We start from the raw sequence: 23,912 nt of genomic DNA, 5'->3' as shown, positions 1-23,912 counted from the left end.
CAGACGGCACAAAGCCGTCTGCGCATGAAGCGCGCGGGCCGTGGCGGGCCGTGCAAAGGGAATCGAGCGGAAAATATCGACCGATGAAAGTCGTGGTGCGAGGAGCGGGACTCGAACCCGCACACCCTTGCGGGCGTCAGGACCTAAACCTGGTGCGTCTACCAATTTCGCCATCCTCGCAGCCGGATATTGCGCATTGCACGCAAAGTCCGCTGTATGGCGCGCTTTTCGCTGCTGAATCGCTCGAGCCGAGCATACCGGGCGGCCAGCGTTCGCATCGAAAAGTGCAAGCGCGAGATTCTAACTGATTCACATCACGTTGTCTGCAACTCTCGACACGACGCGATGCTAGAATTTCCGTTTGCCCGCTTGGCGCCAAGGTGCGCCTTGTCGCGCCCTCCGCACTCTCCACGTCCCCGCCCAAGTGAATTTCGACGACTATTGCCAGCAAAAGGCGGCCCCGCCCGGCTCGAGCGCGTACTACGCGCTGCGTCAAGCCCCGCTGGCGCGCCAGCCGCTTCTCACCGCGCTCTTCGCGCTGCGCCGCGAACTCGAGGAAACGGTCAAGGAAACGAGCGACCCGACCGTCGGCCGCACGAAGCTCGCCTGGTGGCAAAAAGAAACGGCGGCGCTCGCCGCGGGACAGCCCTCGCATCCGGTGTCGCTCGCGATTGCCGCGCATTGCCGCGACGTGCAGGCGGAGCAAGGCGCGCTGCAGGTGCTTGTCGCCGGCTACGAGATGGATCTCGATCAGGCGCGCTACCTCGATTTTCCGAATCTGCGGCGCTATATCGAGCAAGTCGGCGGGACGTTCGCCGGCGCCGTCGCGAGAGCCACGGCACGCGACCCGCAAAACGCCGCCGAATGGGCCAAGCCGGTCGGCAACGCGCTGATGCTCGCGCAATTCGTGCAGGAACTGGGGAATGATGCCCGCCATGGCCGCATCTATATTCCGATCGACGAGTTGCAGCGTCATCAGGTGACCGCGGCCGACCTGATCAACCGTCGATACAGCCCCGCGTTCACGGAACTGATGCGCTTTCAGACGAGCCGCGCGCGCGACGCGCTGAAGACAGCGCTGGCCGGCATTCCGATCGGCGAACGCGGCACTCAGCGCACGCTGCGCGCGCAAGCCGCGCTCGCACTAAGCTTGCTCGACGAAATCGAGCGCGACGGGTATCAAGTGCTGCATCAGCGCATCGCGCTGACGCCGATCCGCAAGCTGTGGATCGCGTGGCGCGCGGCGCGCAAGGGCTGATCGACCGACGTCGGCTCCGCCGGCCCGCTGTCGACCGGAGTCAATGCTTCAGCACTGACTCCGGTCCCATGCAAAGCTAGACGCGCAGCAACGGCAGCGGCTCGAAGCGCTGATGCAGGATGCTTCCCGTGTCGAGCCCCCACCACGGCCCGAGCACCGTCGCATAGAGCTGACGGAAATCGACACCCACCGGCAGGTTGCCGTTGCCGTCGAGCCGCGCGAGCTCGGGCGCCGCGCCGTACAACCCGCCGCGCACCCGTCCGCCCATCACGAAGTGCGGCGCCACCGTCCCGTGATCGGTGCCGTTGCTCTCGTTCTCGCGAGGGCGTCTGCCGAATTCCGCGTACGTCATCACGAGCGTGCTGTCCCAGCGGCCGAGCTCGATCAGCGCCGAGCGCATCGACGCGAAACCGTCGGCAAGCTGCTTGAGCAGCGCGGCCTGCTGGCCCGGCTGGTTCTGGTGCGTGTCGAAGCCGTTCAGCGTGAGCCGGATCACCGCGATGCCCTGCCCCGCCTTCGGCTGCCCGTCACGCGTATCGCAGGCGGCGAGCACCTGCATCGCGGTCTTGATCGACGCGCCGAACGCGCCGGGCGCAAACGCCGTCTTCAATTGAAACTGACCGCCGCGCGCCGCGCCGTTGACAGCCGGACGCAGCTTGTCGGCCGCCTTCACGATGTCGTTCTCGACGTCGAGAATGTGCTCGAGCTCGGGGTTGCGTTCGTGCAGCGAGACCGGCGTCGCGAGGCGCGAGGCGCTCACGAACTGTGTCGGATTCACGAGCGCGATCGCCCGCGCGCCGTTCGCGAGCGGGCCCATTTCCGCGCTGCCGATCACCACGCCGTCGGCCGCGAACGTCGCGGGCACCGGCGCCTTTTCGAATGCGCGGGTGAGCCAGCCTTCGCGCAGATATTCGTCCGAGCGCGACGCCGTATCCCAGATCTCGATCGAGCGGAAGTGCGACAGGTTCGGCTGCGGATAGCTGACGCCCTGGACGATCGCCAGCTGCTTGTCCTGCCAGAGCGGCATCAGCGTCTGCAGCGACGGGTGCAGCGCCGTCCGATCGTCGAGCTGGATCATCTGCTCGCGCTTGATGCCGATGTTCTTGCGCAAGGTCCGGTACGCCGGATCGGCGTACGGAATGACGGTGTTCAGCCCGTCGTTGCCGCCCTTCAGCTCGACGAGGATCAGCAGGTTGCGATAGGTTCGCGGCGATGCGCCCGGCGGCGCTTGCGCAAAGGATTTCGGCAACCAAAGCGAAGCGCCGGTGGCGGCTGCCGTCGCAAGAAAATCGCGTCTTTTCATGCTGCACCTCGTTCAGCGGCACTCATTTGAGCTGGTACGCCGGGTCCATCAACAGCGCCTCCAGATAGGCGCTGCCGGTCGAATCGGTAGCGATCGCATCGACAGGCGGAATCGGCAAGACCGCGTGCTGCAACTGCAGCTCGACCGATAGCCCCGGCTTGCCGCTCGGCGCCGCGCCGAATTGGGCGAGCCAGCCATCGAGGTCGAAGCGCATGCTGCCTTGTCCAGCGCGCGCCATCGCTTTCTGCGCCTGAACGCCGGCCGCGGCGGTCTTGCTTGCTGCGGCCATGCCGGTTGCAGGAGCCATCATGCCTGGCGCACTCATGCCGACAGCGCCCAAGCCGGCCGCACCTGAGCCAGCCGCGCCTAAACCGGCCGTGCCTAAACCGGCCGTGCCAATCTTCATCGGCCGCGGCTTGCCCGCCTCGGTCGCACGGAACAATTGCTCGACGAACTGCTTGCGTGCGAGCAGCGTCGAGCTGTTGATCCATGTCTGTCCGCCTGGCCATCCCTTTACGTTCGGCGGATAGAACAGGTTTTCGCCGAGATTGCGCACGGTTCCCGCAAAGGGCTCAGTGCCGTCATAGCCAACGTCGAACTCGCGCAGCGCGCCGACGACGAACTCGACGGGCGACTTCACCAGCACACCGCGGTTGTCGTCGTTCCAGAACGCGTCGGAGAGGAACAGCCCGCGCAGCGCCACCTTGATGTCGTAATGGCTCGCCCGGAAACGGTCCGCAATCGGCTCGACCTGCGCGGGGTCGGGCGTCTCGGAGACGAACTCGCGCCACAGTTCGCTGGTCACGAGCGTCGCCGCTTCAGGCTGGGCAAGCAGAATATCGAGTACCTGGTCGCCGTCGAAAGGGCCGGTTTGGCCGAGCACGGTCTTCACGCCGTCGTCGTGCTGCTGCGGCCGGAACACGAACGCCTGAGTATCGGGATCGACGCCCCAGCCCGTGTACGCGCGTGCCGCCTCGGACACATCCCGCTGCGAGTAATGCCCCTCGCCGAGCGTGAAAAGCTCCATCACCTCGCGCGCGAAGTTCTCGTTCGGCCGGCCTTTGCGATTGCTTGCGCCATCGAGATAGAGCAGCATCGCCGGATCTTTCGCGACGTCGTGCAGCATCACGCCGAAGTTGCCGAGCGCTTCGCGCCGCAGCAGTTCGTCTTGGGCGAGCATCAGCTGCGGGTAGCCAACCTTGTCCTGGCTCGAGGTGAAGTGGTTGTGCCAGAAGAGCGTCATGCGCTCGGTGAGCGGCGACGGCGTGACCACCATCTCGCGCATCCACCACGCACGCAATTCTTCGTAGCGCTGGCTGCGCGTCGCCTGCTCGGCACGGCGCTCGTCGGGCGTCCACTCGCGCTGCTCGGCGCGTGTCGGAACCGGCTCGCCGGACCAGACCGGCAGCGGCGCGGCGGCTTGCGTGCGCGCCCCCGCGAGCACCTTGTCGACAGCCTGCTCGCGCGTGAGGCCGACGTATTGCGCAACCTCGCCGGAGTCGGGAGCAAAGCCCACGCGCGTCAGGAAGAAGCGTGCGTCGTTGGCGTCGAGGAGCGTTTGATCGGGGCCGTCCGGCGCGACCACGCGCGCCTTGTGATGCTTAGCCTTGAGCGCATGCGCCGCGCTCGCCGGAGCCGCCTGCGCGTCGCTCACGCCCGCGGCCCACATGCCGGCCGCGAGCGCCCCTGCGCACAGCATCACCGACAGCTCGATCTTCAAAGCGGATGGGATTTTCATCGTCTGTCGCCTGGAACATCGGATTGGAAGTCCGGCCCGGCCGAATAAATCGCTACCGGGATTGTGCTACTCAACGGCGCGTTCCGCGGCGGAGTTGACGGTGAAATTGCTACGAAATTTTTCTGTGGTAAATCAGAGGAGCCAAACGTTTGCGAATCGCAATTGCGCATTTGAAATGCGCAATACAAGGCGAATCAACGTTTGTAAAGTTCGCGCACGGCGTCTTCAATGTGCTGGCGCAGCAGGCGCCGCTCTTCCGGCGTCATGTGGCCATCGCGGCGGCGCTGATCGAGGTCGGGTGGGACGGCGGCGCGCACAATCGCTTCGGACGCGGGGCGATCGGCTGGATTGAGGTGATCCGCGCGGACAGGCTGAGCCACCTTGCGGCGAAATGCCTGGTGCCATTCGGATGGATGTTCGTTGAACGACTCGGCGTGAACGCAAACCGGACCGGCCGCGCTGGCGAGCCCGCCGGCCAACGCGAGCGCGACCACCTTGATGCGCGCATTCGGCCAAACCCCTCCGGTCATCTTGTTCCCTTCGTCGTGCGGCAACCGGCTACCTCGAATTACTTGTGCGAACCCGGTGAGAAAGTCGGGTGTATCGGATGTGAATAGATGATGATGATTGAAGTATCTACCGAATGGCCGGCTTCCGTAAAGGAGTGTACGCAAGCATGCTTTACGCGGTGCCACTTGCCGGGTAAATTTTGTAACTGACTGTAACCCCAGAAATCCCGCGCCCGCGCTCAACTTTCTAATCGCGCTAAGATGCCGACCATGGAAACCAAAAACCCCTCGAAAATTCTTGTAGTCGACGACGATCCGCGCCTGCGCGACCTCCTGCGGCGCTATCTCGGCGAGCAAGGCTTCAATGTGTACGTCGCCGAAAACGCGCCGTCGATGAACAAGCTGTGGGTCCGCGAGCGCTTCGACCTCCTGGTGCTCGACCTGATGCTGCCCGGCGAAGACGGGCTCTCCATCTGCCGGCGCCTGCGCGGCAGCAACGACCGCACGCCGATCATCATGCTCACGGCCAAAGGCGAGGACGTCGACCGCATCGTCGGCCTCGAGATGGGCGCGGACGACTACCTCCCGAAACCTTTCAATCCGCGCGAGCTCGTCGCGCGGATTCACGCGGTGCTGCGCCGGCAATCGCCGTCGGAATTGCCTGGTGCGCCGTCGGAAACGACTGAGGTCTTCGAGTTCGGCGAGTTCGCGCTGAATCTCGCCACGCGCACGCTGACGAAGTCGGGCCAGGAGATTCCGCTCACCACCGGCGAGTTCTCGGTGCTCAAGGTGTTCGCCCGCCATCCGCGCCAGCCGCTGTCGCGCGAAAAGCTGATGGAACTCGCGCGCGGGCGCGAATACGAAGTGTTCGACCGCAGTCTCGACGTGCAGATCTCCCGTCTGCGCAAGCTGATCGAGCCCGACCCGGGCAGCCCGCGCTTCATCCAGACCGTCTGGGGCCTCGGCTACGTCTTCATCCCGGACGGCGCGGCTTGACGCCCCGCTTGTCGTTTTCACTTCATACGAAGGGCCCATGCGCATCGACCGGCGCCTCCTGACGCACGCGTTCGGCGGGCTCTTCTGGCGCACCTTCCTGCTGATCGCGCTGCTCATCGCGGTGAGCCTCGCCGCCTGGTTCCAGAGTTTTCGCGTGATCGAGCGCGAGCCGCGCGCGCAGCGTGTGGCCTTGCAGCTCGTCGCGGTCGTCAAGCTCACACGCACCGCGCTGCTTTATTCCGATCCAGATCTGCGGCGTGCGCTGCTGCAAGACCTGGAGAGCAACGAGGGCGTGCGCGTCTATCCGCGCGAGGCAACCGACAAGTACAAGCTCCAGCCCGACGAGTCGCTCAACCGGCTGATCGAGCACGACATTCGCGGGCGCCTCGGCGACGACACCATCATCGCGCAGTCGGTCAACGACATCCCGGGCGTCTGGATCAGCTTCAAGATCGACGACGACGACTACTGGGTTGCTCTCGACCGCGATCAGCTCGACAACGTGACCGGCCTGCAATGGGCTGGCTGGGGCGTGTTCGCGCTGGCGCTGTCACTGTTCGGCGCGGCGTTCATCACGAGCCTCGTGAACCGGCCGTTCGCGCGGCTTGCGCTGGCGGCGCGCAAAGTGGGCTCGGGGCAGTCGCCGGAGCTGCTGCCCGAGAAAGGCATGGGCGTGGCGGCGGAAACCAACCGCAGCTTCAACCAGATGGTGCGCGACCTCGAGCAGCTCGAGGCCGACCGCGCGCTGATGCTGGCGGGCATCTCGCACGACCTGCGCACCCCGCTCGCGCGCCTGCGTCTCGAGACCGAAATGAGCCCGTCCGACCAGGCGACCAAGGACGCGATGATCGACGACATCGAGCAGATGGACATGATCATCGGCCGCTTCCTCGATTACGCGCGGCCGGTGCAGCACATGCCGGAACCGGTCGACCTGTCGCTGATCGCGGGAGAAATGGCCTCGCGGCTCGCGACCGAGGATGGTGTGCGGCTGATCACCCGGCTCGCGCCGTCGGCGGTGATCGAAGCCGATGCGACCGACGTGCGGCGGGTGGTCGGCAACTTGCTGGAAAACGCCCGCAAGTACGGCCACAGCGAAACGGACGGCATCCCGCACATCATGCTCGAGACCCGCGTGTCGCATTCCCGCGTGGAGCTCTCGGTGCTCGACGAGGGGCCTGGCATCCCCGAGGATCAGCTGCCGCTCGTCACCCGCCCGTTCTATCGCGTCGACACGGCCCGCACGCAGGCAAGCGGCACCGGTCTTGGCATGGCGATCGTCCAGCGGCTCGTGGGGCGCCATCGCGGCGCGCTGCGGCTGCGCAACCGGTCCCCTGGACCCGGCCTCGAAGTCACGATCGAGTTCCCGCTCGCGAGAGGCGGCTGACGCTCGATCCCCCGGCGAAACCCGCCGACCTCGGTAGGTCTGATCTATTGCCGGGTAAACCCAATAGACCTATAGTTTTCCCAACACTCACTCGGGAGTCACGGCATGAAAACTGTGGGCGACAAACTCGAGGCATTCACCGTTACCGCTGCCCGGCCCGGCTTCAATCATTACGAAGAAAACGGCCAATCGGCGTTCGAAGACATCACCGAAACGTCGTTCCCGGGCAAGTGGAAAGTCATCTATTTCTATCCAAAGGATTTCACCTTCGTCTGCCCGACGGAAATCATCGCGTTCGCCAAACTGCAGAAGGAGTTCGCCGAGCGCGAAGCGGTCCTGCTCGGCGGCAGTTGCGACAACGAATTCGTGAAGCTCGCCTGGCGCCGCGAGAACAAGGACCTCGACAAGCTGAACCACTACGCGTTCGGCGACGTGAAGGGCGAACTGATCGACCAATTGGGCGTGCGCGACAAGGAAACCGGCGTGGCCCTGCGCGCGACCTTCATCGTCGATCCCGACAACACGATCCAGCACGTTTCAGTGAACAACCTGAACGTCGGCCGGAATCCGCAGGAAATCCTGCGCGTCCTCGACGGCCTGCAAACGGACGAGATGTGCCCGTGCAACCGCGAGGTCGGCGGCGACACGCTGTAGGCGCGGCGCTCAGCCTTGCACGGCGCGCGCAAGCAGCACCGCTGCCTGCGCCTCGATCCCCTCGCCTCGCCCGAGGTAGCCGAGCTTCTCGTTGGTCTTCGCCTTCACGTTCACGCGATCGAGCGGCAAGCCGAGGTCTTCGGCGATGTTCGCGCGCATCGCGTCGATGTGCGGCGCGAGCTTGGGCGCCTGGGCGATCACGGTGCTGTCGACGTTCTGGATCGCAAAGCCCGCGCGGGCGATGCGCGCCGCGCACTCGCGCAGCAGCACGCGGCTGTTCGCGCCGGCGAAGTGCGGATCGGTATCGGGAAAGTGGCGGCCGATGTCGCCGAGCGCAGCCGCGCCGAACAGCGCATCGGTGATCGCATGCAGCAGCACGTCCGCGTCCGAGTGGCCGAGCAGCCCGCGGTCGTACGGCACCGTCACGCCGCCGATGATGAGCGGGCGCCCCGGTACCAGTGCGTGCACGTCGTAGCCTTGTCCGATTCTGAAATCCATCCGTAAGTCCGATTTGTTCGAGTGAAGGTTGTGTTGCAGGAAAGCGGGTCAGTGCGCGCTAGGCCGGCTGAGAATCGCGTCCGCGAGATCGAAGTCTTCCGGATACGTGACCTTGAAGTTGCGCAGGCTCCCCTGCACGAGACGCGGCGCATGGCCGAGCCATTCGATCGCGCTCGCTTCGTCGGTCAGGTCGTGGCCGTCCTGCTGCGCGCGCAGGATCGCCTCGCGCAGCATGCCGACGCGGAACATCTGCGGCGTCTGCGCCTGCCACAGGCCATTGCGCGACTCCGTGCGGGCGATGTGCCCGCCCGTGCCGGCGTCGACGCGCTTCAACGTATCGGCGACCGGCAGCGCCATGATTCCGCCTATGGGATCGTCCTTGAGCGCGGCGATCAGCGAGCGGATCAGCGCCGGCGTGATGCCGGGGCGCGCCGCGTCGTGCACGAGCACCCAGTCGGTGCCGGCCGCGCCGAAGTCGGTGAGCGCCGTGAGCCCGTTGAGCACCGACGCCTGCCGCGAAGCCCCGCCGCAGCGGCGCACCGCAAAGCGCAGGCCGGCGAAGCGGCGGGCGTCGAAGTGCTGGTCGTCGGGCGCGATGACGACGAGCGTCTGCGCGAACTCGCTGCACGCGTCGAACGCCGCGAGCGTGTAGTGCAGCAGGTCGCGGCCGGCGACGGTCCGGTATTGCTTGGGCATCGGCGCGCCGGAACGGCTGCCGGTGCCCGCGCAGGGAATCAGGGCGAAAAGGCGCGGGGTCTGGGAAGTCACTGAAGTCACGCGGAAGCGGCGCCGCGAAGTCAAAAATAAAGGACGGATTTTATAATAGGTCCTTCGCTTCCATACCAAGACCCGCGTAGACTTGCGGATTGCGCGCGGGGCTTGGCGGCGCCTGAGTCGCCGCGCCCGGATCGCCCGCGCGGGCATCGCTCGTATCAACGGCCGCACCCTCTTCTTCTATGTCCTCGAACGCCGCACCGTCTTCGCCGTTTTCATCGCCAGTCGCGCTCGTCAAGGCTGGCCAGCGCTTCGTCTTCGACGGCGTGCATGGCTCCTCCGACGCCCTCCTGATCGCCCGCTATCACCTCGCGTGGCGCGAGCAGGCGCCGCTTATCGCGGTGGTTTGCGCGAGCGCCGTCGACGCCCAGCGGCTCGCGCAGGAGCTCGCCTACTTCGCGCCGAACGCGCGCATCCGCGTGCTGCCGGACTGGGAGACGCTGCCCTACGACACCTTCTCGCCGCACCAGGACCTCGTTTCCGAACGGCTCGCGACGCTGCACGATCTCGGCGAGGGCCGCTGCGACATCCTGCTCGTGCCGGCCACGACGGCGCTCTACCGGATGCCGCCCGCGGCGTTCCTTGCGGCCTATACGTTCTCGTTCAAGCAGGGCGAGCGGCTCGACGAGGCGAAGCTCAAGGCGCAGCTGACGCTTGCGGGCTACGAGCACGTGAGCCAGGTCGTGCGCCCCGGCGAATACTGCGTGCGCGGCTCGCTGATCGACCTCTATCCGATGGGCTCGCCGCTGCCTTACCGGATCGACCTGTTCGATGACCAGGTCGACTCGATCCGCGCTTTCGATCCCGACACGCAGCGCAGCCTCTATCCGGTCGGCGAGGTGCGCCTGCTGCCGGGCCGCGAGTTCCCGTTCGACGAAGCGGCGCGCACGGCATTCCGCAGCCGCTGGCGCGAGGAGTTCGAAGGCGACCCGAGCCGCTCGTCGATCTACAAGGACATCGGCAACGGCGTGCCGGCAGCCGGCATCGAGTACTATCTGCCGCTTTTCTTCGACGAAACGGCCACGCTTTTCCACTATCTGCCGGAGAACGCGCAACTGGCGTTCGTCGGCGATCTGGACAGCTCGATCCGGCGCTTCACGGCCGACACGAAGCAGCGCTTCAACTTCCTGTCGCACGACCGCGAGCGGCCGATTCTCGAGCCGCAGCGCCTGTTCCTCTCAGACGAGGATTTCTACGCGCTCGCGAAGCCGTTCGCTCGCCTCGTCCTGCCGGCGAGCGGCGGCGGCGCGTGGGCCGTGCCGCTGCCGAACCTCGCGATCGACCGCCACGCGGACGAACCCGTGCTCGCGCTGCGCGCCTACCTCGACGCCACGCCCAACCGCGTGCTGTTCGCGGCCGAATCGGCGGGCCGCCGCGAAACCATCGCCCAGCTGCTCGCGGAAAACCACCTGCGCCCCACTTCGAGCGACAGCTTCGAAGACTGGCTGACGAGCGGCGAGCGCTTCTCGCTCGGCGTCGCCCCGCTCGCGAACGGCTTCACGCTGCCGGGCGAAGGCCTCGCGATCGTCACCGAGACCGAGCTTTACGGCCCGCTCGCGCGCCGCGCCGGACGCCGCCGCCAGGAGCAGGCGAGCAACGTCGACTCGATGGTGCGCGACCTCTCCGAGCTGAAGGTCGGCGACCCGGTCGTGCATTCGCAGCATGGGATCGGCCGCTACATGGGTCTCGTGACGATGGACCTCGGCGAAGGCGAGACGGAGTTCCTGCACCTCGAATACGCGGGCGACAGCAAGCTCTACGTGCCCGTCGCTCAATTGCACGTGATCTCGCGCTACAGCGGCGCCGATCCGGAAAGCGCGCCGCTGCACTCGCTCGGCTCCGGTCAATGGGAAAAAGCCAAGCGCCGTGCCGCGCAGCAGATCCGCGACACCGCGGCCGAGCTCTTGAACCTGTACGCGCGGCGCGCGGCCCGCGAAGGCCACGCGTTCAAGCTCGATCCGCGCGACTACGTGAAGTTCGCCGAGAGCTTCGGCTTCGAGGAAACGCCCGACCAGGCCGCGGCCATTGCCGCCGTGATCGGCGACATGACGAGCGGCAAGCCGATGGACCGCCTCGTGTGCGGCGACGTCGGCTTCGGCAAGACCGAGGTCGCGCTGCGCGCGGCCTTCATCGCGATGATGGGCGGCAAGCAGGTGGCGCTGCTCTCGCCGACCACGCTGCTCGCTGAGCAGCACACACAGACCTTCACCGACCGCTTCGCCGACTGGCCCGTGCGCGTCGCCGAGCTCTCGCGCTTCAAGTCGGGCAAGGAAGTGAACACGGCGATCTCGCAGATCAACGAAGGCAGCGTCGATATTGTCATCGGCACGCACAAGCTGCTGTCGTCGGAAGTGCAGTTCAAGCGGCTCGGCCTCGTCATCATCGACGAAGAACACCGCTTCGGCGTGCGCCAGAAGGAGGCGCTCAAAGCGCTGCGCGCCGAAGTCGACGTGCTCACGCTCACCGCGACACCGATCCCGCGCACGCTCGGCATGGCGCTCGAAGGCCTGCGCGACTTCTCGGTGATCGCGACCGCGCCGCAGAAGCGCCTCGCGATCAAGACCTTCGTGCGGCGCGAGGAAGAGAGCGTGATCCGCGAGGCGATGCTGCGCGAATTGAAGCGCGGCGGCCAGGTCTACTTCCTGCACAACGAAGTCGAGACGATCGAGAACCGCCGCGCGATGCTCGAAGCGCTCGTGCCCGAGGCGCGCATCGCGGTCGCGCACGGGCAGATGCACGAACGCGAGCTCGAGCGCGTGATGCGCGATTTCGTGGCGCAGCGCGCGAACGTGCTGCTCTGCACGACCATCATCGAGACCGGCATCGACGTGCCGAGCTCGAACACGATCCTCATCCATCGCGCCGACAAGTTCGGCCTCGCGCAATTGCACCAGCTGCGCGGGCGTGTCGGCCGCTCGCACCACCAGGCGTATGCGTACCTGCTCGTGCACGATCCGCAGGCGCTCACCAAGCAGGCGCAGCGCCGGCTGGAGGCGATTCAGCAGATGGAAGAGCTCGGCTCGGGCTTCTATCTGGCGATGCACGACCTCGAGATCCGCGGCACCGGCGAAGTGCTCGGCGACAAGCAATCGGGCGAGATCCAGGAGATCGGCTTCCAGCTCTACACCGACATGCTCAACGACGCGGTGAAGGCGCTCAAGGACGGCCGCGAGCCGGACCTGACCGCGCCGCTCGCCGCCACCACCGAGATCAACCTGCACGCGCCCGCGATCCTGCCCGCCGACTATTGCGGCGACGTGCAGGAGCGCCTGTCGCTCTACAAGCGGCTCGCGAACTGCGAGCACAACGACGCGATCGACAACATCCAGGAGGAGCTGATCGACCGCTTCGGCAAGATGCCGCAGCAGGCGCACGCGCTGATCGAAACCCACCGGCTGCGGCTCGCCGCGAAGCCGCTCGGCATTTCGAAGATCGACGCGGGCGAAAGCGTGATCGGCCTGCAGTTCATCCCGAATCCGCCGATCGACGCGATGCGGATCATCGAGATGGTGCAGAAGCACAAGCACATCAAGCTCGCGGGCCAGGACAAGCTGCGCATCGAGACGCGCAGCCCCGATCTGGCGGTGCGCGTCGCGACGGTCAAGGAAACGTTGCGCGCGCTCGGCGCACCGTCGAAACAGGGCGCGCAGGCGGCCACGGCACGCTGATTCGTGCAGCACGACACCCCTTCCGCGCGGTTCGCGGAAGGGGCGTTTTTTGCGCACTGCCGCAAAAACTCCTCGCTCGATCACGCTCCCCGATCGCCTGAAAATGCCCATGCCCGATCGTTCGGCGCCGCCCGCAAGCGCACGGCGACCGCTTTGGCGCACACTGATTTTTCGGTATGATCGAAAGATTCACGAGCCGGAGTTTTCTCATGTCACAGATCGCTGATCAGGCGCATCGTGCTCCCCACGCCGCCTCTCAGTCCCCCGCAGCGCCCTCCTCCGCTTCCTCCCAGTCCTCGCCCGTCAGCCTGCCTTGGGTCGAGCGTCTCGTATCGATGAATACAACGAGCCGCCTGCCGAACCTCGGCCTCATCGAAACGGTGCGCGACGCCTTGCGCCAGCGCGGCGTCGAAGCGACGCTGACGCACGACGCGCGCGGCCAATGGGCCAACCTGTTCGCGACCGTGCCCGCGCACGACGGCGAAACGAACGGCGGGATCGTGCTGTCGGGGCATACCGATGTCGTGCCTGTCGACGGCCAGCAATGGGACAGCGATCCATTCAAGCCCGAAGCGCGCGACGGCAAGCTGTTCGGGCGCGGCACCTGCGACATGAAGGGCTTCATCGGCGCGGCGCTCGCGCTCCTGCCCGAGATGCAGGCTGCGAAGCTCGCGAAGCCGATTCACTTCGCGCTGTCGTTCGACGAGGAGATCGGCTGCGCCGGCGCGCCGCTCATGATCGCCGACCTGCAAAAGCGCGGCGTGAAGCCGGATGGCTGTATCGTCGGCGAGCCCACGAGCATGCGCCCGATCATCGCGCACAAGGGCATCAACGCCTACCAGTGCTGCGTGCGCGGCCACGCGGCGCATTCGTCGCTGACGCCGAAGGGCCTGAACGCGATCGAATACGCCGCACGCCTCATCTGCTACATCCGCGACATGGCCGACCGCTATCGCGCGGAAGGCCCGTTCGACGAGCTCTACGACGTGCCGTTCACGACTGCGCAGACGAGCACGATCGAAGGCGGCAACGCGATCAACACCGTACCTGCCGAGTGCCGCTTCGCCTTCGAATTCCGTAACCTGCCGACGCTCGATCCCGAGCCGATCTTCAAGCGCATCGAGAATTACGCGACGAGCACGCTCTTGCCGCAGATGCGGCGCGAGCATCCGAATGCCGCGATCGAGTTCTCGAAGATCGCCGCGGCGCCTGGACTCGATGCTTCGGAACAGGCCGCCATCACGCAGCTCGTGCGCGCGCTCACCGCGGACCAGGCCAAGCGCAAGGTCGCCTATGGCACCGAGGCGGGCCTCTTCGCGCTCGCCGGCGTGCCGAGCATCGTCTGCGGACCCGGCAACATCGAGCAGGCGCACAAGCCCAACGAGTATGTCGAGCTCGATCAGCTGATCGCCTGCGAAAGATTCTTGCGCAAGTTCATCCACAGCATGTCGGTGGAAGCGCACACGTAACGCGTGCGGCGGTTCCCCGGCCGAGCGCACAGCAACTCCACATCACAACGACACCCACACGCCCATGTCCACCGCCACGCCGCAGCACACCAATCACACGATTGACGGCGAACCGATCCCCACGCTGGATGCGATCGCCACGCAGCACTTCGCGCTCACGCCGTGGGTCTTGCGCACACCGGTGTTCGAGCGGCAGGACTTTCCGTCGCTCGAGGGGACCCACGTCAACTTCAAGTTCGAGCTGCTGCAGGCGAGCGGCAGCTTCAAGGCGCGCGGCGCGTTCACGAACCTGCTCGGGCTCGATGCCGCGCAACGCAGCGCGGGCGTGACCTGCGTGTCGGGCGGCAATCATGCGGCGGCGGTGGCCTATGCGGCCATGCGTCTTGGCATCGGCGCGAAAGTGGTGACCTTCCGTACCGCCAGCCCCGCGCGCATCGCGCTATGCCGGCAGTACGGCGCCGAAGTCGTGACAGCCGACTCTCCCGCCGAGGCCTTCGAGCTGGTGCGCCGCATCGAAGCCGAGGAAGGCCGCTACTACGTGCATCCGTTCAACGGCTATCGCACCGTGCTCGGCACCGCGACGCTCGGCTACGAGTGGGCCACGCAAACACCCGATCTCGACGCGGTGATTCTGCCGATCGGCGGCGGCGGGCTCGCGGCCGGCGTATCGACGGCGCTGCGCCTCGCGAATCCGCGCGTGCACGTCTATGGTGTCGAGCCGGAAGGCTCCGACGCGATGGGCAAGAGCTTCGCCGCCAATCACACGGTCAAGATGGGACCGATGCACACGATCGCCGATTCGCTGATGGCGCCCTACACCGAGCAGTACAGCTACGAGCTGTGCCGGCGGCATATCGATCGCCTCGTGACGGTGTCGGACGACGAGCTGCGCTCGGCCATGCTCAAGCTCTTCGCGAACCTCAAGCTCGCGGTCGAGCCCGCGTGCGCGGCAGCCACGGCGGCGCTGCTCGGGCCGTTGCGCGAGGCACTGCAGGGCAAACGAGTCGGCGTGCTGTTGTGCGGGACCAATACGGACCCCGCGACTTTCGCCTCGCAGATCGAAGGCGCAAAGCCCTGACGCCCCCTGACGCCGCTACGCTGCGTTATCCCCAGATTGTGTTGAAGAGGCTGTTGAAAAGTCTCTGACAACTGCGCCAGAGCGTTGACGCGATTCGGTTTTTGTCCCGCGACGCCAAATGCATCTTTGCGCGCTTTTCTACGCGTCAAGACCGCACCTTCGCTCCACGGTTATCCCCATCTTTTGTTGAAAGGGCTGTTGATAAGCGCTGGAAAGGGTCGTCAAGTCATTGAACGGCTTGCGTTTGTTGCATGCGGTGCAGAGCGCGGCAGCCTCGATGAGAACGCTCGAAGCCCCTCTTCTTATCCACAGATTTTGTTGACAGGCTTGTTGATAAGCTCTGAGTGAACTTCGTAAGTGGTTGAGCGCACAACGAATTTATCCGCTGACAAACAAAGAACATAAAGGACATGAAAAAAGCCCGCGGTGCGCTCGATCGCGCGTTCCGCGGGCTTGTTCCATGCATCGCCAAACGATGCATGCACTCGGATCAAGGCTTGTTGCTCTCGAACATATCCATGATCTGCTGCTTTTCGCCTTGCGAGACAGACGGCGTCTGCAGCCCCGCCGGCCCGATGGTGCCCACCGCATCGCTCGCCGCAGCCAGCGCATTGCCGGAATCCAGCCCAATGCTCGCGACGAAGCCGTTGCCCGGCACCATGTCCGCGTAGTAGAGCTCGCCGTCGACGGTCGTCACGCCATCGGGCATCGCCATTTGCTGCTGCGGGATGCCGCGCAGCGCGCGTCCCATGTACTCGACCCAGATCGGCAGCGCGAGCTGCGCGCCGAATTCGCGGCTGCCGAGGCTCTTCGGCTGGTCGTAGCCCATCCAAGCGACCGCCACGAGCGACGGCTGATAGCCGGCGAACCAGCCGTCCTTCGCATCGTTGGTCGTCCCCGTCTTGCCCGAGAGGTCCGAACGCTTCAGCACGTTGGTGCCCGCGCCCGTGCCAGAGGTCGCCACCGAATGCAGCAGGCTGTTCATGATGTACGCGTTCTGAGGGCTGATCGCGCGCGGCGCGTTCTGGCCCGCGACGATCGGCTGCGCCTTCGAGACCGGCTGGCCGCGCGCGTCGTCGACTTCGGCGATCAAATACGGATTGATCCGGTAGCCGCCGTTCGCGAACACCGAATACGCGCCGGCCGACTGCAGCGGCGTGACGAGCCCCGCACCGAGCGCCATGGGCAGGTACGGCGGCGTCTTGTCGGCGTCGAAGCCGAATTTCTGCGTGACGTAGTCCTGCGCGTACTTCGTGCCGATGTACGAGAGGATGCGGATCGACACGAGGTTCTTCGACTTCTCGAGCGCAATGCGCATCGGCATCGGGCCGTCAGGCTGGTCGTCGTCCTTCGGCTCCCACGCATCGCCGCCCGGCGAGCTCGGCGGGAAGTACAGCGGCGCGTCGTTGATGATCGTCGCCGGTCCCAGGCCCTTGTCGAGCGCCGCCGAATAGATGAACGGCTTGAAGCTCGAACCCGGCTGACGCCAGGCCTGCGTGACGTGGTTGAACTTGTTCTTGTTGAAGTCGAAGCCGCCGACGAGCGCGCGGATCGCGCCGTCCTGCGGCGTCAGCGAGACGAGCGCGCCCTCCACTTGCGGCAGCTGCGTGATCTGCCACGTGTCGTCCTTCGCGCCCGGCATCACGCGCACGATCGAGCCGGGACGGACGCGCTGCGCCTGGTTCGCGCGCGGGCTCAACGCCGCTGCCGCGAACTTGAGGCCGTCGCCCTTCACCGTCACCGTGCTGCCGTCGACGAACTGCGCCGTCACCGACGACGGGCTCGCCTCGGTCACGACAGCCGCGACGATCTCGCCGTCGTCGGGGTGATCGGCGAGCGCGTCGTCGATGGCCTGGTCGCGGTCGTCGGCGTTGCCGGGCAGTTGGACGAAACCCTCCGGCCCGCGGTAGCCGTGGCGCCGCTCATAGTCCATCACGCCCTTGCGCACCGCGCGATAGGCGGCGTCCTGGTCGGCCGAATCGATCGTCGTGACGACGCTAAGTCCGCGCGTGTAGGTCTCGTCCTTGTATTGCGCGTACATGAGCTGGCGCACCATTTCAGCGATGTACTCGGCGTGCACGCTGTACTCGTTGCCCGACGCCTTGGTGTGAAGCTCTTCCTTCACCGCCTGGTCGTACTGCGCCTGCGTGATGTAGTTCAGATCGAGCATGCGCTTGAGGATGTACTCCTGACGGATCTTCGCGCGCTTCGGATTGACGATCGGGTTGTACGCCGACGGCGCCTTCGGCAGGCCCGCCAGCATCGCCGCCTCGGCGAGCGTGATGTTCTTCAAGTCCTTGCCGAAGTAGACGCGCGCCGCGGCCGCGAAGCCGTAGGCGCGCTCGCCCAGGTAGATCTGGTTCATGTACAACTCGAGAATCTGATCCTTGGTCAGCGCGCTCTCGATCTTGTACGCAAGCATCATTTCGTAGATCTTGCGCGTATAGGTCTTCTCGCTCGACAGGAAGAAATTGCGCGCGACCTGCATCGTGATCGTGCTCGCGCCCTGCGAAGCGCCGCCGTGCATGAAGTCGGTCATGCCCGCGCGCAGGATGCCGATGAAGTCGACGCCACCGTGCTCGTAGAAGCGGTAGTCCTCGATCGCGAGCACCGCTTTCTTCTGGATGTCGGGGATGTCCTGGAAGCGCACGAGGCTGCGGCGCTCGTCGCCGAATTCGCCGATCAGCACGTGGTCGGCCGTGTAGACGCGCAGCGGCACCTTCGGCCGGTAATCGGTCAAGGCGTCGAGCGACGGCAGCTGCGGCCCCATCACGACGAGCGCATAGCCGACGATCAGCGCGCCGACCACGGCCAGCGTCGCGAACAGGCCGGCGAATGTGAGCGCGATGCGCGTGCCGATCGAGCGGCCGCGGGGGGCAGATTGGCCTTCGGAGTTGCGTCGGTTGGAGTCTCGGTCGTCTGCCGATTCGTGCGAGGATTGCGGTCGTTTAATGATAGGCATGACAGGAAAGGTGGGCGCGGCTCTTAAGCGCCTGTAGCGTGCCGCAGCGCGCGTGTGGATCGTCTATGTGTGCGACGCAACAGCGCATTTTAATAAAACCGTACCGCTGTCAACGAACTTTTTTTGTAAGAATTCCCGCGCGATCACGCCCCGCAGGGTAATTCGGCGCGCTGCCGCACATACTCGGGCGATGAGCCCGGGTTATCAACAGAATATGTTGAAAGGCCTGTGGAAAAAAGCCAGAAAACCTCACCAACTCGTTGATACGACAGCCATTTGACAGGCTGCTCGTTTCGCGGCGGCGGAACTCGTCATATGATGGAAACCGTTGCACGCCGCCCGACCCCAGGCGCACCACGTTGAATCGAGTGCGCCGAGCCCGCGAGCCAACCATGAACAAGTCCAGCGAACGCATCGTCATCTTCGTCACGCCTGCCCAGAAGCTCGCGATCTCGACCACGGCGCAGCGGCTTGGCATCAGCGTCAGCGAACTGATGCGGCGGGCGGTGCTCGAGTTCGATGCGACGGGCGAACAGGTCAAGGCCGCGAGCATCGTCGATCGGCTCCGCGCGCCGAAAGCGCCGGATGCGCTGAACGAAACGCTGCGGCGCGTGGCGAAAGCGGCGCCGCGTGCGGCGCCCGCGCCCGCGCCCGCGACCTCGGCCGAGACCGGGCGCGACGGCGCGCAGGCGCGCGCGTCTGTCGGCGCAGCGGTTGGGCGCGCGCTCGCCGAGTCCGATGACGAGCACCGCGAGAGCCGGCTGACACTTGAGGCCGTCGAACGGGTCACGTCGAAACGAGCGGCTCAGCAGCCCCGTCCTCGCTCGAAAGCGGCCGCGTTGAAAGCTCGCGCCGACGCCGATTCCGAAGACTGCGGCAACGCGCCCGGCCCTGCCGAAGAAGGTGGCCAGTTCGCCTGACATTTCCCTTTCAAAATCGAAAGCATTGCCAACCAAGCGGCTCCGGAACGGTCTAAGACATTCTCGCTCCATGCTCGATTGGTTTGTGCACGCTTTGCCGTTATCTTCGCGAACGTTTGAAATCGCCCCGCAACCTATGTTTAAGCATTCTTTAAGCGATCCCATGCTGTAATATCCGCCGCGTAAAGCTCGAATGGCGTAATTGGCGCGAGCGGCGATGCGCCGCGATACACCGTGCACAGGCGCTTGTCAGGCCATATTCATGAAATGCCCGCACGGCTATTGCAATTCGCACGCCCGCCCCGACATCCGCGTCGCGCGCATTCATGCGGCCGGCGTAAAGTATCAAAGGCAAGCGCGCTATTCGGCTTTGTCGCCGATTTCAATCTACGGAGGAATTCATGTCGCTTTTCGATAGCATTTCGCGCACGGTCAAGGGTCTTTTGAACGACGCTGCCGACTCCATGCAGGACCCGTCGCGCGACGCCCGCCAGATCGTGCGGGAGCTCGACGACAGCATTGCGAAGGCGGAAAACTCGTTGATCGAGATCGAAGCGCAGGTCGCCACGCAGCAGAGCAAGCGCGACGTCGCCGCGGAAAAGGCGAAGAAGTACGAAGACGGCGCGAAGCGCGCGCTGCAATCGGGCGACGAAAACCTCGCTCGTGAAGCGCTCTCCGCGCAGGCGAACGCCGAGGCCGAGCGCAATGCGCTGGCGAACGAATTGGCCAAGCTCGAGCCGTCGGTCGAGCAGTTGAAGAGCCAGATCAATGACATGCGTCAGCGCCGCAACGACCTGAACGCGCGCTCGAACATCCTGCAGGCGAAACAGGAAATCGCCCAGGCAAAGGACGTGGCGGCAACGGCGCTCGGCGGGATCGGCGGCAAGAACCTGTCCGAGGATTTCCAGAAGCTCGAGGACAAGGTCGAGCTGTCGAACGCGCGCTCGGACGCGCGCCTGAACTCCGCCGACACCTCGAGCGGCAAGGCGCTCGACGACAAGCTCGCCGCGCTCGACCACGGTCCGTCGGTCGAAGACCGTCTCGAAGCACTGAAGAAGCAGATGAACACGCCGCAGTAACACGCATATTCCGATCGATATGAAACAGCCCCCGCGCTCTCTGCTTGCTGTGCATGGGGCCGGAGTAAGCGCTGAAGCACTAACTCCGGCCGACACGCTGCCCCCCGAGGGGGCGGTCAGTACGCTGGGGGCGGCCCGGCGCGCACTGACATGGAGACGGGCGCACGCCGCCCGGTCCGCATCATGAAAAAATTTCTCGCAGCCGCTGGAATGTCGCTGATGCTGGTGTCGGCCGCGGCGTTTGCCGTGCCGAGCGCCCAGCAGGTCGAGCGCGCGATGGCGCAAGGCAACTGGCAGCAGGCCGACACGGAGCTGAGCCAAGTGCTCGAAGCGCACCCGAACAGCGCGCACGCTCACTATCTCTACGGCCAAGTGCTCGACCGCGAGGGACGGTACGCGGAAGCGCTCTCGCAAATCGAGCAGGCCAAGTCGCTCGATCCGCAAGTCCGCTTCACGAATCCGGCGAACTTCGCGCAAGTCGAGGCTCGCATTCGCTCCCATGCGAGCCAAGGCGGCGCCGTGCCGCAGCCGCGCACGACGTCGAGCACGTCGAATCCGTTCGCGCAAACGCAGGCCATCGCGCCGCAGACGAGCCAGCGGCATGGGCCGTCGATGGCCGCATGGGTCGGCATCGTGCTGCTGTTCGCCGTGATCGCGCTGGTGCTGCGCTGGACGCTGCGCCGCGCCCGCTCGAGCGAAGACAGCCGCGCCGACGAGGATCGCCGCGCGCAGCTCAAGCGCGCGACCGATTTGCTGAACGCGGTGCGCCAGTTGAAGCTCGACGTGCGCCTGTCGGCCGCGCCGGGACATGAGGCTCTGGCGAACGAAGTCGAGGGTGCGGAGATCCAGTTGCGTCAGCTGGTCGAATCGCTGTCGAACGCGAAGAACCCGGTGCCGCCGTATCAGATCGAGGCGCTCGAAAAGCAGGTTGCGAGCCTGCAGGCGCGCGCCGAAGGCCGGCCCGATCCGAACGCGGCGCCCGCTCCCGGGCAATCCGCGTATGCGCAGGAAGCCGAGCGCTTCGGGCAGCCGCAGCCTGCGTACGCACCGCCGCAACAGCAGCCGACCGTCGTGGTTCAGCAAGGCGGCGGTTTCGGCGGCGGCATGGGCGGCCTGCTCACCGGCGTGCTGCTCGGCGAAGCGCTCTCGGGCAGCCGTGAGCGCGTGATCGAGCGCGACGTGATCGTCGACGACGAAACGCGCCGCCGTGAAGCGGGCGGCGCCGGCAACGGCAGCATCGATTTCGGCACGGGCTCGAACGACTGGAACGACGGCGGCAGCGGCAGCGTCGACATGGGCAACAACGACGACTCGGGCGGCTGGACCGATACGTGAACCCGTCCGAGCGGCGCCCGCCGCCCCGCATTGCGATCGTAGGCAGCGGCTTTGCCGGCATCGGCATGGCGATCCGCCTGAAACGCATGGGCATCACGTCGTTTACGGTCTACGAGGCGGCGCACGACATCGGCGGCACCTGGCGCGACAACACGTACCCAGGTACCGCCTGCGACATCCCCTCGCACCTCTACTCGTTCTCGTTCGAACCGAACCCGTCGTGGTCGCGTGCGTTCGGGCAGCAGCACGAGATCCTCGCCTACCTCAAAGGTTGCGCGCGCAAATATGCGGTCGAGCCGTTCATCCGCTGCAATACGCGCGTGGCGGCGGCTCGTTTCGACGACGCGCGGCGTGTCTGGCGGCTCGAATTGCGCGGCGCCGATGACGAAGCGCAAAGCGTCGAAGCGGACATCGTGATCGCCGCGAGCGGCGCGCTGTCGCGTCCGGCGATGCCGCGGATTCCCGGCATCGAGCGTTTCCGGGGCAAGCTCTTTCATTCCGCGCGCTGGGACCATGACTATCCGCTCGAAGGCAAGACGGTCGCCGTGATCGGCACGGGCGCGAGCGCGATCCAGTTCGTGCCGAAGATCCAGCCGCTCGTCGCGCGCCTGCATCTGTTCCAGCGTACGGCGCCGTGGATCATGCCGAAGCGCGACCCCATCGTCACCGAGCGCATGCGGCGGCTTTTCAAGCGCCTGCCGTTCACGCAGCGGCTCATGCGCGCCGCGCTCTACTGGCAGCACGAGTCGCGCGCGCTCGCCTTCGTCGCCCACCCGAAGCTGATGACGTGGCCGATGAAGTTCAGCCTCGGCTATCTCGAGCGGCGTGTGCCAGACCCGCTGCTGCGCGCGAAGCTCACGCCGAACTACCGGCTCGGATGCAAGCGCGTGCTGCTGTCGCGCGACTTCTATCCGGCCGTGAGCCAGCCCAATGTCGACGTCATTACGGAGCCCATTCGCGAGATCGCCGAGAACGGCGTGATCACCGGCGACGGTACGCACTACGCCGCCGACGCGATCATCTGCGGCACCGGCTTCCAGGTGAGCGACGCCGGCGCGCCGTTCGAAGTGATCGGCGCGCAAGGCGCGGATCTCGATGCGCTGTGGCGGGAACACGGACCCGAGGCCTATCTCGGCACGAGCATCGCCGGCTTTCCGAACTTCTTCATGCTGGCGGGCCCGAACACGGGGCTCGGCCACAACTCGATGATCTACATGATCGAGTCGCAGATCGCGTACATCGCCGATTGCCTGCGCGCGCTGCGCCGGCGCGGCGCGCGCACGATGCAACTCAAGCACGAGGTGCAGCACGCATTCAACGCGCGGCTGCAGCACGACATGCGGCGCTCGGTGTGGGCCACCGGCTGCCATAGCTGGTATCTGTCGACGAGCGGCAAGAACACGGCGCTGTGGCCCGGCTTCACGTTCACGTTCCGGCGCCGCACGCGGCGCGTGTGCGCAGCCGATTATCACTTCGCGCGCTGAGCGGGCCTTGAGCCTTGAGGGCGCTCAATGCGCCGGGCGCCCCACGTACACGAACGTGTCGTAGACGAGATCGACGCGGCCGTCCTGCGCGTCCTTGTCGAACAGCTCGCGCAGCGCCGCCAGCATCGGCTCGTGGCTCGGATGTCCCGGCTTCGGCGCATACGAAGATGACGCGAGCCGTCCCTTGAGGCCGTCGAAATCGAGCCGCTGCACGTTGTCGAACGTGCCCTTCTTCACGAAATTCTCGCCGAACCAGGCTGCCATCCAATCGTCGCCCGGATAGCGGTCGGCGACTTGCGCATAGTCGACCGAATAGCGCCGCAACAGCGCCTCGTAGCCATCGAGGAACGGCGAACCCGTCACGCGCCGGAAATTCCAGAACAGCGCGATCGAGCCGCCCGGTTTCAGGATTCGCGCGAACTCGCGCTTGGCCGTGGCGGGATCGAACCAGTGGAACGCCTGCGCGGCGATGACGAGATCGACGCTCGCATCGGGCAGCGTCGTCGCCTCGGCGGTGCCCGGCACGCTCCGGTAGGCGGCATGGCCGGCGAGCCGGACATCGGCGGCCCGGCGCATCGCATCGTTCGGCTCGACGGCGACGACCGGATGCCCCGCATCGAGAAAGAGCTTCGTGGAAATGCCCGTACCCGCGCCGATGTCGGCAATGCGCGCATCGGCGGCGAGGCCGCATGCGTCGCGCACGAACGCGACGACTTCGCGCGGATAGGTCGGCCGGTACTTGACGTAGTCGGCGACGCGGTCGGTGAAGCGCTGAGTGGAATCGGTGATCATGGGCGGGG

The 23,912-nt window shown here is 65.9% G+C and carries 18 protein-coding genes and 1 tRNA gene; 11 read left to right on the top strand and 8 right to left on the bottom strand.

Translation table 11 applies throughout. The features are described 5' to 3' along the window. Positions 1 to 93: 93 nt before the first annotated feature. Positions 94 to 180, bottom strand: a tRNA-Leu gene (locus FAZ69_RS17855). Between the two features lie 244 nt (positions 181 to 424). On the opposite strand from FAZ69_RS17855, the gene hpnD reads away from it, so the two are divergent. After that, positions 425 to 1,258, top strand: a complete 834-nt coding sequence (hpnD, locus tag FAZ69_RS17850) for a presqualene diphosphate synthase HpnD (protein WP_136896411.1) — start codon at positions 425 to 427, stop codon at positions 1,256 to 1,258. A gap of 76 nt (positions 1,259 to 1,334) precedes the next feature. Here the strand turns inward: hpnD and FAZ69_RS17845 are convergent, their stop codons facing one another. The 3 genes from FAZ69_RS17845 to FAZ69_RS17835 form a co-directional block, all read right to left on the bottom strand. Further along, a complete protein-coding gene (locus FAZ69_RS17845) occupies positions 1,335 to 2,561 on the bottom strand; it encodes a DUF1501 domain-containing protein (RefSeq protein ID WP_136896410.1) in 1,227 nt (408 codons plus the stop codon). Positions 2,562 to 2,583: 22 nt separating this feature from the next. Then, positions 2,584 to 4,299, bottom strand: coding sequence for a DUF1800 domain-containing protein (locus FAZ69_RS17840; RefSeq protein WP_240702310.1), 1,716 nt, complete (start codon positions 4,297 to 4,299; stop codon positions 2,584 to 2,586). Positions 4,300 to 4,493: 194 nt separating this feature from the next. Next, positions 4,494 to 4,853 carry a hypothetical protein gene (locus FAZ69_RS17835; protein ID WP_439654777.1) on the bottom strand — a complete coding sequence of 120 codons (360 nt, stop codon included), beginning with the start codon at positions 4,851 to 4,853 and terminating at the stop codon, positions 4,494 to 4,496. Positions 4,854 to 5,069: 216 nt separating this feature from the next. Between FAZ69_RS17835 and ompR the strand changes: the two genes are divergently transcribed. The 3 genes from ompR (at position 5,070) to FAZ69_RS17820 (ending at position 7,845) form a co-directional block, all read left to right on the top strand. Further along, complete coding sequence (gene ompR / locus FAZ69_RS17830) at positions 5,070 to 5,804, top strand: osmolarity response regulator transcription factor OmpR (RefSeq protein WP_374193471.1); 735 nt, start codon at positions 5,070 to 5,072, stop codon at positions 5,802 to 5,804. A 37-nt stretch (positions 5,805 to 5,841) separates the two neighbouring features. Then, positions 5,842 to 7,191 carry an ATP-binding protein gene (locus FAZ69_RS17825; RefSeq protein ID WP_136896408.1) on the top strand — a complete coding sequence of 450 codons (1,350 nt, stop codon included), beginning with the start codon at positions 5,842 to 5,844 and terminating at the stop codon, positions 7,189 to 7,191. 105 nt (positions 7,192 to 7,296) lie between these two features. Then, positions 7,297 to 7,845 carry a peroxiredoxin gene (locus FAZ69_RS17820; protein ID WP_136896407.1) on the top strand — a complete coding sequence of 183 codons (549 nt, stop codon included), beginning with the start codon at positions 7,297 to 7,299 and terminating at the stop codon, positions 7,843 to 7,845. Between the two features lie 9 nt (positions 7,846 to 7,854). Here FAZ69_RS17820 and ispF read toward each other — a convergent pair whose 3' ends face one another. Together ispF and ispD are read right to left on the bottom strand one after the other, a co-directional pair. Continuing rightward, complete coding sequence (gene ispF, locus FAZ69_RS17815) at positions 7,855 to 8,343, bottom strand: 2-C-methyl-D-erythritol 2,4-cyclodiphosphate synthase (protein WP_136896406.1); 489 nt, start codon at positions 8,341 to 8,343, stop codon at positions 7,855 to 7,857. A gap of 48 nt (positions 8,344 to 8,391) precedes the next feature. After that, complete coding sequence (ispD, locus tag FAZ69_RS17810) at positions 8,392 to 9,111, bottom strand: 2-C-methyl-D-erythritol 4-phosphate cytidylyltransferase (protein WP_240702308.1); 720 nt, start codon at positions 9,109 to 9,111, stop codon at positions 8,392 to 8,394. 188 nt (positions 9,112 to 9,299) lie between these two features. Between ispD and mfd the strand changes: the two genes are divergently transcribed. The 3 genes from mfd (at position 9,300) to FAZ69_RS17795 (ending at position 15,332) form a co-directional block, all read left to right on the top strand. Beyond that, positions 9,300 to 12,785, top strand: a complete 3,486-nt coding sequence (mfd, locus tag FAZ69_RS17805) for a transcription-repair coupling factor (RefSeq protein WP_136896405.1) — start codon at positions 9,300 to 9,302, stop codon at positions 12,783 to 12,785. A 209-nt stretch (positions 12,786 to 12,994) separates the two neighbouring features. Continuing rightward, positions 12,995 to 14,254: an acetylornithine deacetylase gene (argE, locus tag FAZ69_RS17800; protein WP_136896404.1), complete on the top strand. Its 1,260-nt coding sequence runs from the start codon at positions 12,995 to 12,997 to the stop codon at positions 14,252 to 14,254. 64 nt (positions 14,255 to 14,318) lie between these two features. Then, positions 14,319 to 15,332: a threonine/serine dehydratase family protein gene (locus tag FAZ69_RS17795; protein WP_136896403.1), complete on the top strand. Its 1,014-nt coding sequence runs from the start codon at positions 14,319 to 14,321 to the stop codon at positions 15,330 to 15,332. Positions 15,333 to 15,822: 490 nt separating this feature from the next. Here FAZ69_RS17795 and FAZ69_RS17790 read toward each other — a convergent pair whose 3' ends face one another. Further along, positions 15,823 to 18,294, bottom strand: a complete 2,472-nt coding sequence (locus FAZ69_RS17790) for a penicillin-binding protein 1A (protein WP_136896402.1) — start codon at positions 18,292 to 18,294, stop codon at positions 15,823 to 15,825. A gap of 392 nt (positions 18,295 to 18,686) precedes the next feature. Between FAZ69_RS17790 and FAZ69_RS17785 the strand changes: the two genes are divergently transcribed. The 4 genes from FAZ69_RS17785 to FAZ69_RS17770 all read left to right on the top strand — a co-directional run bounded on the left by FAZ69_RS17785 (position 18,687) and on the right by FAZ69_RS17770 (position 23,112). Next, positions 18,687 to 19,214: a plasmid mobilization protein gene (locus tag FAZ69_RS17785; protein ID WP_136896401.1), complete on the top strand. Its 528-nt coding sequence runs from the start codon at positions 18,687 to 18,689 to the stop codon at positions 19,212 to 19,214. A gap of 401 nt (positions 19,215 to 19,615) precedes the next feature. Continuing rightward, entirely contained in the window at positions 19,616 to 20,293 is a 678-nt protein-coding gene (locus FAZ69_RS17780) for a PspA/IM30 family protein (protein ID WP_136896400.1), read from the top strand. 183 nt (positions 20,294 to 20,476) lie between these two features. Further along, positions 20,477 to 21,628 carry a tetratricopeptide repeat protein gene (locus FAZ69_RS17775; RefSeq protein ID WP_136896399.1) on the top strand — a complete coding sequence of 384 codons (1,152 nt, stop codon included), beginning with the start codon at positions 20,477 to 20,479 and terminating at the stop codon, positions 21,626 to 21,628. Continuing rightward, positions 21,625 to 23,112, top strand: a complete 1,488-nt coding sequence (locus FAZ69_RS17770) for a flavin-containing monooxygenase (protein WP_240702306.1) — start codon at positions 21,625 to 21,627, stop codon at positions 23,110 to 23,112. The genes FAZ69_RS17775 and FAZ69_RS17770 overlap by 4 nt, the downstream gene beginning before the upstream one ends. 24 nt (positions 23,113 to 23,136) lie before the next feature. Here the strand turns inward: FAZ69_RS17770 and FAZ69_RS17765 are convergent, their stop codons facing one another. After that, positions 23,137 to 23,904 (bottom strand): class I SAM-dependent methyltransferase, encoded by a 768-nt coding sequence (locus FAZ69_RS17765; RefSeq protein WP_136896398.1) that lies wholly within the window; start codon positions 23,902 to 23,904, stop codon positions 23,137 to 23,139. Positions 23,905 to 23,912: the final 8 nt, after the last annotated feature.

Origin of the sequence: Trinickia terrae (assembly GCF_005144415.1) — a bacterium.
Classification (GTDB): Bacteria; Pseudomonadota; Gammaproteobacteria; order Burkholderiales; family Burkholderiaceae; genus Trinickia_A; species Trinickia_A terrae.
This window is presented reverse-complemented; position numbering and strand designations above follow the sequence as displayed.